The organism is Anaplasma bovis, assembly GCF_036903315.1.
Taxonomy (GTDB): domain Bacteria; phylum Pseudomonadota; class Alphaproteobacteria; order Rickettsiales; family Anaplasmataceae; genus Anaplasma; species Anaplasma bovis.
The window spans coordinates 1-16474 of sequence record NZ_JAWLNY010000022.1 but is presented as its reverse complement, the minus strand read 5'-3'; the positions used below and the strand labels follow the sequence as shown (position 1 = coordinate 16474).

Here is a 16474-nt window from a genome sequence, read left to right as displayed (position 1 = left end):
CTATTCCATAACCTATAGAACCATCAAACGCTAATATCTTACTATCCCTAAAACTTATCCTTGGATCAGGAGATTCCCAATCAAAGTTTATTGCCTTCAACTCTACCTTCTTCTTACTTCCTTTATACGGGAATACTCCTTTAGTTTCTCCTGTACTTTCCTTTATCGCAAAGTCTCTTACCTTCCCTATAGCAGGATTGTAGCTCAATCCTATATAGAAATTCCCTGCTCCAGGATCTATGAAGCTTCCTTCATCCAATCCTCCTGCCAGTATTACAAGAATTTGCTCCCCTCTTGTATGTCTAGTACATCACTAGGAGATAACGCAAAGTTGGTACCTGCAACTCATCATGCTTGCCTAGCTTTGCGCTACCAGCACCTTACCCTTATTACACTACTTATCCGCAAGGCATTAACCATGACAGAAGTAGTATATATATATAATGCATATTCTTGCCATCAAGTAGCCTTACTGGGATTAAGGACATTAATAGCACTGCTAAATTTATTGATTACTCTCTTGAAGTTGCTGTACTAGTTCAATCTTACGCCATCGTACGGGCTGTCTAGAGAGAAAGCAGGCACATCAACATAGAACACTTGAGCCCTGTCTTCATCCATGAACTGATACCACCCGTTCATCACTCCAGATGGTGTACTCAAACACGTGCCACTCGTATATTCAAAATATGCTCCTGGTCTTAATACTGGCTGCCTTCCAATGACTCCAGATCCACTTACTTCGTTGATCACTCCCCGTGAATCTATTATTTTCCAATTGCGCTTCAACAACTGTACAGTGGACTCACTTTTGTTTTTTATCCTAACACTATATAGCCATATGTAACAGTCCTCATGCGGGATAGAATGCTCATCAAGATACGTAGGAGATACCTCCACCTCTATCATCTCTGTGATACTCCCACACTCCAGTACTGCCACAGGCTCACACCTCCAAGATGTACAAACTCAACCCAATACCACAACAAGTATGCCATGCATATCTACATTGCGTAAACACAGAACTACCCTTATAACTATAGTTAGCTTTTACTCTTATATCAATTTCTATAATTATGAAAACTTCTCATATACCTATAGGCTCTATGGTGGGTATTCTGGGGGGTGGTCAGCTAGGGCAAATGTTGGCGTTAGCAGCCTACAGGCTTGGTTATAGAGTAAAGGTCCTTGCAGAAACTCCTGATGAGCCAGCGACGTTTGTAACTAATAATTGCACAATCGGAAGTTTCACCGATCCTGAGACATTGCACAAATTCTCGTCCTCGGTCGACCTAGGCATAATAGAATTTGAAAATATACCGATAAGTGCAGTAGCAGAACTCACCAAAAATATGCCAATTTATCCAGGTGTAAAAGCATTACATGTTGCTCAGAATAGGATCAGAGAAAAATCGCACATAGCCAGTCTCGGTATAAAAGTGACTCCATTCAGAGAAGTTACATGTATGGATACATTACGTGATAGCGCGCGTTCTATGGGATACCCTGTAGTACTGAAAACTGCTGAGCTGGGGTACGACGGCAAAGGGCAATACCTGATTCGCGACCAAAGTTGCTTAGAGAAGATAATTCCTGAATTACGCAAGGATTGCGTTTATATAGTGGAGAAGTTTTTGGATATTTGCAAAGAGATTTCCATAATTGTGGCAATGTCTTCTGATTCTTCATATGAATTTTTCCCAATCGCACAAAATAAGCACTCTGGTGGAGTATTGAGCCAGTCTTTGGTGCCGGCGGAAATCTCAGATCATGTAAGCGATGAAATTAAAGCGATAGCGCTTTCTATAGCGTCATCCCTTGACATGGTGGGTATTTTGGCTGTGGAATTTTTTGTAACCAATTCTGGTGAATTGCTTGTAAATGAAATTGCTCCGCGTCCCCATAATTCGGGACATTGGAGCATGGATGCATGCAATGTCAGCCAATTTGAGCAATTAATTCGAGCAGCATGCGGTCTTCCATTGCGTGAAGTTAAGCTCCTATCTCCGTGTACCATGCACAACATTTTCAGCAACAATGAAATAAGCCACGACGTATACCTAGATCCTAGCACTAGTATATCTATATACGGGAAAAGCCCCCGTCCCGGCAGAAAAATGGGCCATATTACCACTCTGCTGAGTAAATAGACTGCACAGTGACGGACTTATGATCCAGCTCGGATATCTGAGTTGTACATCCCATTTCCCCAACGCTCGCATGTGATGATTACTGCACCATTTCTGCCTGCTCCTGGTTTGTCTTCGGTAGAGCTTGGAGTACCTACTGGTGCAGCACCACCTGTTTGCGTTGCCGCTTCTTTTCCCCAACATCCACCCATGCCTGGTACGATAAGGGTCATTTTCATGCCTTGTAGCGGACCTTGCACACTCACATCACTTGCAGGAGTTTCTATGTAGTTGCACCTTTCCTTTGGTAAGCTGCGCTGTGCTAGATATCCCCCCGTAGCGAAGCCAATGCCTCCGTTGTCATCATACATGTTCACTTCCACAGGAATTTTAGTAAACATGGCTTCACCTCCCAATAGAAGCTTCATACCGCTCTTATCGCTGCTCAGCACATTTGTAGAAATTGTTCTGTGGTACTTCAGTACTTTATTATGCGGACCATGCCACGGCTCTCCTAGCATGTCGCTCCCGCCGCCAACTGCTCTTGCTATCTCATAACAGTTCGCCCCACTTACTTGATTTCCTGCAGCACTTGGAAGACTCTCTGGCTGGCTAGTAGCTTGTGCGTCCTTTTGATCAAACAGTGGATTGTTAATTACTTTATACGGCCATCCTTCTCTAGTATCCTTTACAGCGACAGATTCAGAATCACAAGTTGCTAGTCCTTGTATAGGATCATCTCCGCATAGGTATAGAATTGTGTCTCCACCTTTTGTTGATGCATCAGTAGTATCGCTACTGCCCCCCTGCTGCCCTCCTACGCCTATATTCATTAGCAGAGAAAATTTCTTATTAGTATTCAAAATTTTTACGGCCTCTTTGCACTTTTCGTCGTTGCTGCATGATGTGCAAGATGCCCTTACATATTCATCAAATAAATCAAGTAGCAGTGAGACATACTGCCCAGGCCTACCGGAGCGCTTACTACCTTTTTCGCTTTCACCTTCACGTCTTGCAGCTTCGCCTCCACCCCACATTTCCACTTTGTAAAATGTGCACTTTTTTCTAACCTGCGCGCTACCACTGGCATCTAATTTACCATCTTTACTTGCAGGCTCAACAGCAAAACTGTTGTTATTTATTGGAAATCTATACTCAGTCGTAAGTGCAGAAGCGACGTTATTTTTGCTTCCATGTTTAAAGCAATGACTGGTCTGCTGTTCAGTAGCGACGTTGTTGAGGGATTTAGGTTCAAATAATATGCGTGAGAAGTTGTCAATACAAAACCCTTGTTCGTACTTGCTAAGAGGCACTATCGAGAACCCACTTATGTTTCCTTCCTCTAAAAAGGGCTCGTAATTATCTGACCTTATGTAACTGTATTCACAGCCTCTTATGGCTTTACCTGACGCATAATATTCGGTAATAGGATTTGCACACTTGCTTAGATCGGCATCTGAAACAAAGCCTCCATCTTCGTAGAAGTACACTATTTCAGATCGGGAGCTATAGCACGGATCTTCGGTGTTATCACTTAACGTGTTTATCAAATATTCTTTTGGTAACACAAACTTATTCCCATGTACGACAGACTTATCCAACACCTCCTGACTAAGTGCGTACAGGTCTATCGAGTATTTATCATCGCATCTGATGCGCCTGCGCTCCCCCTTGCTACCAACCATAACGTATCTTCTTAACGTTTTAGGTTTTTTCCGTACTCTGAATCTGCCATGGCCACGTGTTTTTTCTTCGCACCTCAACGTGTTAGAGCTACAATTAATTGTAATTGAGGCACCCTCCAAGACTTCAAACTCTATATCTCCCTGCGGCATATCTGCGCACACCACTTCTCCCATGGCATGGTAATCAAACAACGGAATTTTGCTTACAAGGCTTTGTCCTGAAGATACTACTTTCTTTCCTAATGCCGTGCTACTTCTTCTTCTCTCCATTTCTTCACTGACATCATAACCCCTACGTACTCTTGCCATAGTATGTTGGAACTCCGAAATAACAGGTGCTTCTGTATATTCGCATCTAAGACTTTCTTCTCCGACAGTAGCACTCCCCTCCCCGTTAGTGTTGTGCATATGCTGCTTCGCAACTCTACATTCTCTTCCTGCTACAGTAATAGGTATATTCTCCCCTATGTCCTTTATGTTGTCCTTTAATCTGCTAAAAACGTATCCCGAAAAAAACTTTGCCACCGCAGTGTCTACTACGGAATCCGCCATGGTACACTCCCTCTCTTTGTATTTAACATCTCTAGGAAACTCCACAGCAGTTTTAGTATTGGAACATGCCTCTTGGAACAACGATTTACGCTGCATACACAAATATTGGATACCTGAAGAGCCTACAAGAGTTTTCAGCAGTGCACTCACGTGATCTTGTACACCCACATATCTCCTTTTTCCAGCAACATAGTTCCCGTATTTCATAACATCCATCTCCGCAAAAAGTGCCCTGTTTCTGTACATGGCATCTTTCAGTATTGCATCTCTATCGTTTGGTGTTATACCAAAAGCTCTGCCGTTAATCATTTGTTCTCCATCGCTTTTGCTCACGTACATAACAGGTCTCTCAGGCACAGGTATGGGGATGCAAGTATCAAAATCGGCCTCATTCTTGGACCTAGACGTATTGACCCCTCTTTTCCCACCATATCTCAAGCATAAGGAGTCCTCTTTCTTATACGCAACATAATGAAAGGTTTCTCCTTTACGTGAAGTTATGCTTCCTTCATGGTGCGGCAGTTGTGCAGACGCACCAGAACCAGTGCTTCTACTACCTGGAACAAACTTGTTTATAATCTCGTATTGCCTGTACGGAGTCTTTTCTCCTTCGTAAAGCACAGATGTCACCAAACCCGGAGAAAAATAACCTTGCTTACTAAAAGTCAATGGGCAAAATCTAACACTTGGTCCATCCTCGCCCCCACACAGAGCCTGCTCCAGGGAGATTTTGTCATAGTGTGGTTTCTTGGGAATACATTTTATTTTTGTAAAGCATTTCTTATTCCAACCTGCTGGGTCCCATGCTAGATCACACGCAAATGTCTGACACGCACACAGCTCTTTCTTTCCGTCATGCCTCTTTTCTTCTATAACAGTTACATTGGTTGGAAATACGTACCCACAATCTCCTCTATACATTTCTACGCAAGTATTACAATTTGGCGATGCGCCGCATATTCTAATCTTATCTTCTACGTCATCGTACTCAGAGGGGAGTATACTAGTACCCGCACTCACACCTTGCAACCCGTTTTTGCACTCAGGTTCTGAAGATGCGCTTGCTCCTTCCGTGGTTGCCTTAGTTGTATCAACCCAGAATAGTAATAGAAAAACACATGCACATATACCCGCGAGACTGCGCACAACTCTTACCATAGTAACTATTACCACCGGACGGTAGCTCAGTAATGTTAAAAATTAACTAATGAAAACAATCCACGCGTGAATACTTCGCGCCCTTTACGAACTGCGAGTTGTGAAGCATGAAACTTGCAACATATTGCACCAAATCTGTGCATTTATTCTTTACACATAAGGGAAATAAGAACTTATTTTATCAAGGTGCTAATGCGTGCAGTATTGCGTGGTATAGTAAGCGCGTCGATGCATATGGATATCCGTCCCTCATGGTATTAAGGGCTAATTCTGTTGCCTTCTTCGAAGTCGCGTCACTCATAATAGATCTCACAAACGAAAGTTTAGTAATCTCTTCTATGTTCTTTAAGTAATGTTGATGGTAAGCCTCAATCGCTTTGCGAGCTTGTTCATTGTCAGACATGTGCTCTAAAGAATCAATGAATTCTTTCACAAAATGTAACTGGATCTCGTGTGTTCTGAGATCTTTACCTACTTCTAACCTCTCTTTTAACCTTTTAAATAGCTCTTGAAAGCCGGTTTTAGACATAACTTGCAAAAGATCCTTATCACGCATTATGAGAGAGAATATGAACGCAACTTCGTCATTTGTTGAGCGCATTTTCGAATAAATATCCTCTACGTACTGCGCTAGCTTTGCAGCATCACCACAATCTTTCGCTATAGTAAAGCTTGCTTCCTCAATGTGTTTTAGCACGGGCAACAACAAGTCTAAAAACTCTCCTTCGGATTCTGGTCTATTTCTTTTCGAGACACTGCCTCGTGTGAAGACATCCTTGCATGTTCCGCTCTCTTTTATGGAAGAATAAAGTCTATCTGCTATAGTACCTACCTTCTCCTGCGTATCATCACAGTAGTAGTTCTTAACGGAACGGTCTTGTGTTCTAATAAGCTTCTCCATTAGATACACTACAGTGCTATTCTCCGAATAGCACCGCAAAGCCTCTTGCCCTGTCATTGCATATAGAACATCATTAGCTCCATCTGGTACTCTGCCCAAAATATCCCAAGATTTTTGGAATAGCGTTTTAATTCTCTCTGTTATACGAGCTTTAAGATCAGGAAGTTTAGGTACTGAATCAACTCTCTTCACCAGTCCATCTGTAAAGATTTGCAGACATTCTTGAGGACTACTGCATCCAGAATAAACAGAATAAACATATCCAGCTTTCAAAAGAGCCTGAACAAACAATTCATCGTCTTGTAGACACAGCACAAGCTCATCAGCCAGCATCTTCTTAGCCGCTTCCTTTTCTGCCTCGCTAAGGAATTCAAAACGAAAATTCTCCTTCATTTCTTTTACTGCACCGTATGCGTTTGCTACTGCATAAAACGCTGACATAAAGCAAGCATTTTTTTGCATTATTTCCCTAATTGAATGCCGTAGAATGCTCCTGCCTAGCCCGAGAATTTCCCAATCCTGGCCGGAAGAATTCATAATTTCTTGCACTGCTTTCTCTATATCGTAGGAAAATACGGTCTTCTTCGCAATTACCTTTTCGACATACTCATTAATGCTTTCTTCAAGTGCTTGAGGAGGCACCTTAAGAAGATTTTTAATAAAATTCGCAACCTCTGGTTTAGAAAATGTTTTTTGAATGTAATTCTTTAATTTTTCTTTCGTGTACTCTTCCTTATTGAAAATGCAGCTCCCCTCCTTGGCATATCCAATATCTCCAAGAAAATCCCTTACGACATCTGACTTTACGGCTTCCTTTACCACCTCCTCAGTTGACAGCCTATCAAAAACCTCTATATGTCGGGATTCTAAGCCTGCATCTTGAGCACGCTTTTTGACATCTTGTAGTGCACGTAGAATTTCTCTGTGATCTATCACAAACTTACTATCAAGTAATTTACGAAATACACCTAAAAGATCCTTCTTCGCTTGACCATCAGAAATAGCTTGATTACCTTGAATCTTCTTATACGCGGAAACCACCTTTGGATTTTCATCAAGCACAGTGCTCAGAGACTTCATTGCATCTTCTATCAATTTCCCTTTCTCGTGCTCAGTCTGCACAATTTTTACATCACCAGTAATAATCGCAATGATAGAGCTAATAGCATTGAGAAATTTTTGTTTATCCTGCGCGTTCTCAAGAAAAGGACCATTGGTAAGTCTTGTAAAAATGTCTTTGGCGCTCAGTTTCTCATTATTTGCGGGCTGTTTCAAAGTATCAGTATTCTTACTGATACTTGCTGCTATAGACTCTGATTTTACCTCACCTTTTATTACGTCCCTTAGTCCATTGGCGATATCATTTATCTCCCGCTCGACAACTTTGGGATCGCTTTTCTGCACTATTGAGGGCTCACCTTTAACATATATTGACGTAACTTCGTCATCCTCGCTCAGAATCTTTTGTAGCCTTTTCCTATAATTATCTACCCAAGACTCAAAGTCTGAGCCCTTTTTTACAATAACACTACCTCTTGACAGTATGTTTGCCAATTCCTTTATAAATCCAACAAGTTCAGAATTTTCTGATGCTACCTTAGCCATCTTTTCATTTTTTAATGCGCCAAATATTCTCGCTGTTTTCGCATTATGTTTCCTTGCCAGGTGTTCGATAGTGTCCGCATGTTTCATAATATCCTTAACACTGGCATAAGTAGGCACTTTCGTCCTTACGAGTTCTTTAAAACTACTTATAAACTTCTCCTTAGCTTGATCACGTGTGATGCTCTTATCCTTAGCAAAATCCTTTATGTACTTATCAAAAATTTCCCCCTCCACATCAAGTGCTTTGACCAGGGGAGCAATCTTAGAATCTATCCACTGAGATATATTCTTCCTGCCACCTAGTTTCAAATTTTTGGTGCTATCTTTGTCTGAAATCAGAGAGTGAATACTTTCAATTGCTCCGGAAAAACCCGGAAAAGAGCTGGATATTTCACAGAATTTCTCATTAGCAATGCTATAGAAAAACTCAATTGCAGAACTTGAAAGGTCTGATGTCGCTGCATATTCTTTAAGCTTCTCAAGATATGACATGAATTTCGCATCACATAAAGAAGCAGACCATTTTTTTACAGCTCCAGGAGAACCAGACCACTTTTCACATGTCAATCTAACCGCCCCATCAGCGCCGCTTTGCACTATTCTCTTAAGTTTATCTGCACACCCACCTGCACCACGAAATGTGCTCTGCACAACAATTTGCACATTCTTGATATCAGATGCATTTCCCCTCTCACAACCTACTTTGCTTGCATGTATAGATCCTTCGGTGTTATCTTCTTCCCCCTGATAAGGAATAAACACCTCGTCCGCAGCAATAGTGCCTTTACCTTCTGATATCCTATAGTGTAGTAAGTTTTCGTGTCCGCTTGATTGCACATCGGATGCACCACCACCTTTTGCCACAAGTCTAATATTGCAAGATTTTGCCCCGTAATCGCTGCATAGAGAAACAGTTGTGTTTCTACCTATAACTTGTGTATCGCCCTTTGCAGAAGGGGCTATTGTGCCTCCTCTACCAACGTTTATCAGAAGGTGCTTGCCCTCATTCCCAGCAACTTTCAAAATCCCCATGACATAGGTACCAGGTTTCCCAGTACCTTTATTAGCAGCCAATGAGCCACTTTCTCCCCCTCCCCACATTTCTATTTTCAAAAAGTCACATGAAGTGTTGTCTTTTGTTATGTTCAAAATGTGCCTACTAACACCACTGTTTCCGCTATCTTCAGCGGCGGTATATTTATATTCATGGTCGGGGAAATTACTAACGCATAGCCCCTGTAGCATGTCGTTGAGAGGAACAATAGAACCCTTCGCGTATGATTCTCCTTCATTGAGGAAAAACGGTTCATAGTTATCAAGACTTGTATACTGGGTCCTACAGTATCCTTCCTGTGCGCTCTCCCTGTCCTCCATCCTGCATGTTCCAGAGTATTTAAGAAGCCTATAGTTACTGTGTACATATGAGAGAGCACCATCACATGAAGATCCTCCTGGACCTTTCTGATTACTCTGCGGCAGGTTGTACGTATTACCGCGTATGGTCATGGTATCTATAAAGTCCTGGTTTACTTTCGACAAATCTATGGATTTATTATCTGGGCATTGAATATACCTACGAGCAGTAGAATCATAAGTTTTGGCAGTTAACACTTTTGGCAATTCACTTATCCAGTGGTATCTTCCATTTCTCCTGACATAATACTTCTTACGCGCGTATTTTAAACCCGTAATACATGTAACATTCCCTTTTGGATCACTTTCATACTCATAGTAACATGAACGACCGTCTCCGGCACCATTGGGACACTTTTGTACTTTCTTGAAGTCGTACTGATCGCTAAGTTTTGGCTTAATAATTGAGAACCCCACATCCTCATCTTTTTCCCCAAAATTCATTTCAAGATTGCAGTATTTTGTATCTTCACCGTCCCTATCCTTACATTCAGGAAACTTTATCTTTAGCCCTTCGCCATTACTCCTTGCTTCCAACAGTGGCCGCTTTAGCTGCGGAATAGGTGCGCAATCAAGGGAGGTCCCGCCGTCATCATATTTACCATGCATACATACGGTATCATCGTCGGCTCTGTATACAGTATAGCCAGCAGGCTCAGTGCTCTTACTCTTTGTCTCCATTATACACTTAGTAGCTCCCCATATGGCGTCTTTCACTGACCCCTGACAGAACTTATGTGTTACGCCCCTTATGCGTTCCCAATATCTACCATATACGCCCACGTACACATCCTGAGAAGCACTTTTATCATCTACTCCCAACATCCTAACTCCTGGGTCGAAATAGGTTTGCTTACTAAATGCAAGCGGAAGAACTCTTGCCTGGTCTTCCTTTATGAAAGCGTTACAAAACATGCATGCATCTGGTGTAATTCCAGAAACTATGTCTACACAGCCCTTATAAGTGCCAGCATTGTCGCACTCAGACTCTATTCTCTTATCAAGCTCAAGATCGTTAAAATCCGTCATCTTCTCGACTTCTTCCCGACGCATTTTATCCATATCGGACTTTGTGGCACTACTAAGTATGTTGGTATACTTAGTACACGCACACATTTTGAGCTTACCGTCCTGATCATCCCTTTTTACAAAGCCCGCTACGTATCCCACAGTTCCATAAATATGCTCCCATCTCTCTAGCCTTATGACCTCTACATCCATAAGACTCCCAAATATCGTAGGATGTAGCACCACCAAGATTTCAGGAATTGCAAAAAGCCCTCCCTCACCCTTTCTTCTTGGTGCCTCAAAGAACTCGTCAGGTGTCGTGCCCACAGATGAGGAGTGCTGAGGAGTGAAAAGCATTATGGAGACGTACATAACACACAACAATATCTTGGAAAAGCTGAGCCCCTTTCGAAGGGAAACACCCTGTCCTAATTCACTGGTTGGCATCAACATTTCACCATTGTCATCTGTTAAATTATTATCTTTCAGTCGATAATATGAGATACGGATGAATATACTTAGGTATATATTAATATTTATTCAAGATATATATCTATATCCTAATTTTGATGGTGTAATCACCTATAATATAGCAGATTTATTGTTATATCCTGCAGAATTTCCTACATCTCATACGGGAATGCATTATATGCAGTGCATATCTAATGGTGCATGCGATACAACCATCAATTTACGTGCGAGCACTGGCGCGCAGTCACTTGTTGCATTAGAAATTTAGCGAAGTTCTGTGTATGAGAAAATTTTGCTCACTTCTCTAGAGCGTCACACCTTGCATGAAACTCATCTAACCAGCTCTTCCCCTTTTCCGCAATCACATCATACATGAGTTTTATAGTGGTTCTATTTGCGGACAAGACACGTTTCTCCCTCTTAGGAAGGTTTAGAGTAAGAACTACTGATGAATTTCCCTGTTTTAAAAAGAAATGCCCCTCGCTCTGCGATATTTGTAACATGGTATCAAATTCCTCTTGGGATAGCCCCAGAGTCCTAGCATATTGTTTGCTTTCGACAATACAGTTGGGCATAAAAATTCTTGTCTCCACATGCTTATTCACATACCTGAAGACCCTGCTAGCCGTCATGGCCCTTATGTTCTCTGATGCGAATACAACCACAACGTTGAGTTTTTCCAGCCTTTTTATCCAACTATCAAATTCTTCCTCACTTAGGAACACAGTGTCCAGTATCCATGCTTCGTACATAACCAGAATAGTTGGCGACCCCTTGAGATACCTCTCCATGCTGTGTAGTAAGTAATACAGTATAACTGATATACACTCCTGCTTGCCCACAAGCATACCAGCGTTGATGGCTAAAAACTCAGCACCCCATTCTATGTTGCTGCTGGAGGTGATGAGATGCGCAAATTGTCCTTTACCAATCCAGTTTCCTACCTTGCCTCCCAGATTTCCTATACATTCGCTTATCTTCTCTGGAGTACGAGAATCCTCGGAAACGGAGAAGATGTTTGCCACCGCTTCGGAAACAGCAACTTTGAGCTCCTTAGTAACTTGCTTGACGGGACTCACCATCCTGCATACGACTTCAACCGCAATTTCGCGATTCTTTTTCGTATCTTCGACGTGAAACGGACTAAAAGACGCGCTGGTACTCTCCTGCCTGCTATCTATTCTGTGGTACTTGCCACCTATAGCCAAGCTGTATATCACTGACTTCCCACTGTAGTCAAAAACTACAGACTTCACACTAAGTCTCCTTGCCTCAGAAAGTATGAAGTTTATTAGAAGAGTCATATCAAAATCGTTTGGCCCTAAGCACACAGTGTGGCCCCTGGTTTCTGCGTGAAAGCTGAAAAAGTATGGGAATCCCGCAGCAGAGAAAAACATTGTGATGGCTTCGGACCACTTGCCACCTTTCAAACAACCAGAGGGAAATTCATTTAGCATCGTAAAGTTGCATGCCGCATTTATTAACCCTGCCCTCATGCCAATAACGTAGCGAAAATTGCCTGGCATATTTGCCCAAAAACAATCTTCCATGGCAATATCCATCCTGGTAACTACGGCACCAATTGTTGAAAATGCAGCCACCATCCTGTTTATCTCTTCCTTAAGTGCAAACAAGCTGTCACCGACCACTAGACATGTTACTTTGCTCTCACAGCATTCTCCCATGCCTTCTTTTAGAGCCCCCACTTCCTGTAGAATTGAAGTCTCCACTAAGCTCTTGTCGCCACTTACTTCTAGTAATTCTACCTGCTTGCTGTAGAGCTTTTTCACCTCCTTATTTTCGACAAACCTCAGCACCTCAACGATGATGAACTCGCACGGTTGCTGTACGCACGAGTTAATGGCTTCTGCACAGTCACCAGAATAAGACTTAACACCCAAGATGGCTCCGTATTTCGAGCCTCCCGCTGGACCAGTAACCCTAAAAGCGTTAAAGCCCATCTGTATGCTGCAGCCCCCTGCAATGGTATGAGCGTTATCGCACGTATCAAGAAAACACTCCTGTCTTTTCAGAGTCACAACGTAGCTAAGGAATTCTAGAAGCTCGGATCTCCACTTGCCACCCTTGCACTTTATTAGTCCCAGTTTACTAACAGAAAATCCCTCCAACGCTTCCATGATTGCAGATGTGATCCTTGAAAGATACGCAGCATGAGTTGACAGGTAGTGCTTATGTTTCTTGATTACCATCCTTGAGAAAAGCGCTCCAAGTATGGAGTTCATGCCTTCTGGTAGGTGACCCACAACCACAGCTATGTATACTGTGTTAGCATAGGTTTCATACCTCTCAGAAGATATGCTCTCGTGCTTCCCATGCAAAACGTCAGAAAAATCTCCTGTATCTTTCCACTCTAGGTGAAATTTTTTCTTCTCACGTACCGTATAAAGCCAGAAAGCCACATTTCCATCTGCAATATTGATGATACTTTTTCTAATAACTTCTCTAAGAGAAACGCTGGGAGCACGACATACATAATCCTCAATCTTTATGATCTGTACTAACTCTCCACCCTTATTAAGGATTGTATACTCGTTATAATGGCACGCAGGAGCTATGTATTCTGCATAAGATGACTCCGCCTTCTCAAATCCCTGACGAGTATGCTCTCCCCCTGAGTCGCTATCCTCCAGAGAGCTCCCCCCTCTACGAAACTTAGAAATAAGATCATTTACAAAAGACACCTAGCAACCCTGGTAAACAGTAAATCACCCTTCGCAGAGAACTAGTACATTCATACACTTAACATTCTGTGAACTTCGCGGTATATAGTCGAGGCTTCGCATATAGCATAAAAAAACATCACATGATACACGCGAAACCCCCGTGGAAAGCTATAAACTTTTCCCCGCTATTACACTACAATCAAAGTCTTCTGCTCCCAGTTCAGCAATACCTCCAGCAAACTTTGCTATTAATTTCCCAGCGCCAAAAAATATGGCAGTAAACACTACTAACATCACTATTGCGGGCCATGCCAACCTGCCAAATATGGCCATAATGCTCGATCCCAGTATTACTCCTGTCATTATTGGCAACCCTAGTTTTTGTACGAATACGACAACATTGCATATAACTTTTGCTGCAACCTCCCCCTCACTTGTTCCGGAATATTGGTAAGCCGACAGTGCATTAGGGGTAAAAAATGAAATTAGAAATATAAATATGTAAATTGTAGTAGCAGAAAAGTTGAATCTCTTCATCATTATATTAACTACCTTCTTGAAAGGTTAATTTTCTATTATTTTATATACCAATCTGTCCAGTGTATCCATACTTATGTACACTAATCTGTTAAGATTCTTGAATTTGAAAATTGAGAAAGCGTGACGACACAAGCATGCAGTTAAGTTTTCGATTGCCTATATCGTCACAATATAGACGATGCACATTGTACATCGTCGTCATTCATCGTATATCATCCCATTATGATACAAATAGAAACTCTTCAACTATGGGGAAGCGGTGTTATTTTCCTTGCATTCAAATGTATCTACTTTCATGCTACCTACTCCAACAGCAAATTTTGCTATTAATTTCCCAGCGCCAAAGAATATCGCAGTGAACACAACCAGCATAGCTATCGCAGGCCATGCTAACCTACCAAAGATCGCCATAATGCTCGATCCCAGTATTACACCGGTCATTATTGGCAGCCCCAGCTTCTGTACAAAAACTATCACATTGCATATAACCTGTGAAGGAACGTCCGTAGTGGCAGCCCCACTACCACCGCCCCCACCACCAGCAAAGCTCTGCGCAGCAGGAAATAGTAGCATTATTAAAAAAAATGATTTTGCAAAAAACCTAATAACTTTCGGCATAATCGTTAACCTCTAATATGAAGTAAGTACACGATGTCCCACGAACACATGCATCAAGTGTGCGCACACACTACATTACTTGCATCTTATGAGATAACAGGTTAAATTATGATTAATCTGAGTATATTTCGTTTTTTCATATTGCAGGTCGGCATATTACAGCTTGGGTGTAGTAGTGCTGGTATAGTAATTTGTTTATTTCATAGACTATGTAATATGTATCAGTAAAACATGTTAGAAAAAACCTTACTGCGCAAACGTTGTGCACACTTTTACTACCAGGCAATCATAGGAATGACTCTAGTTTCACAGTAGTAGCGGGCACGCTTTATACATGCGCAGAGTGCTAATGCAGTGATAGTAGCCTTTCACGGTATCGTGCTAATCTTATAGGAAGAGTAGCTATGTGGTACTGCTACGTACATCTGTGCCCACTAATCTCCGCAATTCCCTCTCCAGCGCCGAAAAACAAAGTGGTACATATTATAACTACCGCTATTGCGGACCATGATAACCTACCAAAGATCGCCATTATGCCTGATCCAACTATCACCCCTGTCATTACAGGGGCGCATAATTTTTGCATGAACTCTACCACGTTACACGTTAGGCTCTTAGCAACAGCGCCGCTAGTAATTACTGGGTTATCTGAACTCGTTGCTGACTGCATGATATCCTGTAGATCATTCACGTCAGTGCCCACAGCGTTAGTATTATCTAAGATGAGCAACAGCACCAGGAACATGAATAACGTTCGTATTATTTTCGTGCGTCCTGTCCTTTCTTTTTGGTTATTCATAATCCCTCCATTTATATGATACACAGTGCGCATGGATTATCGTTATGATGACACAAGCACGCTGTGTTGTAGAGTATTTGCCTGTGGGAAGAAATTTTGCGTTAGTGCTTGTGCTACTGCAGGAATATACAATCAAATTTTGAGTGCTAAAATGTATGCTGCACGGCTTTGATGCGTTATTTTGTCCAGCTAAGACGTGAACAGTACACAGGTCTTTCTTGAGAACTTCGTTTTCTTTTAGAAATTTACAATGAAGGGAAACATCTGCTGATTTTTCCCTATTACAATGACAATAGCAATAAAAGTTGCCATATGAATCCAACGCGATATTTAGGCTCCTACTCCTATCATTGATATTACCTGCGCCGCGTTCGGACGAGAGCGTCTCACAACTACGAACAGCACGCAGCACGCAGCACCGTATATAAGCGAAAAGCACGTATGCTAGAGAATCTGCATTTGAGCACACTATCATTCTACTAATGGCACGACATTAAAGTCCCATTGACGTAGAACAAATTACTAAAGATTTGATTACACTGCGAGCACAACAGACTCTAAAGAGCCATAAAAGCAGGGTTGAGGTGCTCATCCTTCTCGATATAAATCAGCATATCTTTAGCGAGCACAGGATCTAAGTAGCACCTCACCTATTCGTAATCAACGCAGAGTTCAGCATGGCCCACTGTATTTCTTCAGCAACACCGACACTCTACCTACTTAGGCACTACTCTGACACGTCCAGCTTTCTACATTACTGCCTCTGCCGTTATTAACAGCAATATTACCATTGAGCCCATGAGCGAACTTCTGCATTATTTTACCGGCACCGAAGAATATCCCAGTAAACACCACTAACATCACTATTGCGGGCCATGACACCTTCCCGAAGATGGCCATTATGCTCGAGC

General features: G+C 42.0%; 9 protein-coding genes and 1 pseudogene. 1 reads left to right on the top strand and 9 read right to left on the bottom strand.

The features are described 5' to 3' along the window. Positions 1–259, bottom strand: a 259-nt coding sequence (locus tag R4I06_RS02740; protein WP_334414008.1) for a P44/Msp2 family outer membrane protein, incomplete at its 3' end; no start/stop codon positions are given. A gap of 275 nt (positions 260–534) precedes the next feature. Further along, positions 535–909 (bottom strand): Co2+/Mg2+ efflux protein ApaG, encoded by a 375-nt coding sequence (apaG, locus tag R4I06_RS02735; protein WP_334414009.1) that lies wholly within the window; start codon positions 907–909, stop codon positions 535–537. A gap of 167 nt (positions 910–1076) precedes the next feature. Between apaG and R4I06_RS02730 the strand changes: the two genes are divergently transcribed. Then, a complete protein-coding gene (locus tag R4I06_RS02730; RefSeq protein ID WP_334414007.1) occupies positions 1077–2150 on the top strand; it encodes a 5-(carboxyamino)imidazole ribonucleotide synthase in 1074 nt (357 codons plus the stop codon). Positions 2151–2167: 17 nt separating this feature from the next. Here the strand turns inward: R4I06_RS02730 and R4I06_RS02725 are convergent, their stop codons facing one another. The 7 genes and pseudogenes from R4I06_RS02725 to R4I06_RS02695 all read right to left on the bottom strand — a co-directional run. Then, on the bottom strand, positions 2168–5539 hold the full coding sequence (locus R4I06_RS02725; protein ID WP_334414006.1) for a hypothetical protein: 3372 nt from the start codon (positions 5537–5539) through the stop codon (positions 2168–2170). A gap of 166 nt (positions 5540–5705) precedes the next feature. Then, entirely contained in the window at positions 5706–10898 is a 5193-nt protein-coding gene (locus tag R4I06_RS02720; RefSeq protein WP_334414005.1) for a hypothetical protein, read from the bottom strand. A gap of 320 nt (positions 10899–11218) precedes the next feature. Next, positions 11219–13624 (bottom strand): VirB4 family type IV secretion system protein, encoded by a 2406-nt coding sequence (locus R4I06_RS02715; RefSeq protein WP_334414004.1) that lies wholly within the window; start codon positions 13622–13624, stop codon positions 11219–11221. A 150-nt stretch (positions 13625–13774) separates the two neighbouring features. After that, the gene (locus R4I06_RS02710; RefSeq protein WP_334414002.1) at positions 13775–14146 is read right to left on the bottom strand and encodes a TrbC/VirB2 family protein; all 372 of its coding nucleotides are present in this window, start codon (positions 14144–14146) and stop codon (positions 13775–13777) included. A 246-nt stretch (positions 14147–14392) separates the two neighbouring features. Next, complete coding sequence (locus tag R4I06_RS02705) at positions 14393–14764, bottom strand: TrbC/VirB2 family protein (protein WP_334414001.1); 372 nt, start codon at positions 14762–14764, stop codon at positions 14393–14395. A 415-nt stretch (positions 14765–15179) separates the two neighbouring features. Next, positions 15180–15563, bottom strand: coding sequence for a TrbC/VirB2 family protein (locus tag R4I06_RS02700; RefSeq protein WP_334413999.1), 384 nt, complete (start codon positions 15561–15563; stop codon positions 15180–15182). Between the two features lie 720 nt (positions 15564–16283). Further along, positions 16284–16474: pseudogene (locus R4I06_RS02695) on the bottom strand (type VI secretion protein); the annotation flags it as partial.

Excerpts from the sequence above, each read along its gene's own strand:
- apaG (WP_334414009.1), bottom strand. The coding sequence starts at position 909 with ATGATAGAGGTGGAGGTATCTCCTACGTATCTTGATGAGCATTCTATC.
- R4I06_RS02720 (WP_334414005.1), bottom strand. The coding sequence starts at position 10,898 with ATGCCAACCAGTGAATTAGGACAGGGTGTTTCCCTTCGAAAGGGGCTC.
- R4I06_RS02700 (WP_334413999.1), bottom strand. The coding sequence starts at position 15,563 with ATGAATAACCAAAAAGAAAGGACAGGACGCACGAAAATAATACGAACG.
- R4I06_RS02705 (WP_334414001.1), bottom strand. The coding sequence starts at position 14,764 with ATGCCGAAAGTTATTAGGTTTTTTGCAAAATCATTTTTTTTAATAATG.
- R4I06_RS02730 (WP_334414007.1), top strand. The coding sequence starts at position 1,077 with ATGAAAACTTCTCATATACCTATAGGCTCTATGGTGGGTATTCTGGGG.
- R4I06_RS02710 (WP_334414002.1), bottom strand. The coding sequence starts at position 14,146 with ATGATGAAGAGATTCAACTTTTCTGCTACTACAATTTACATATTTATA.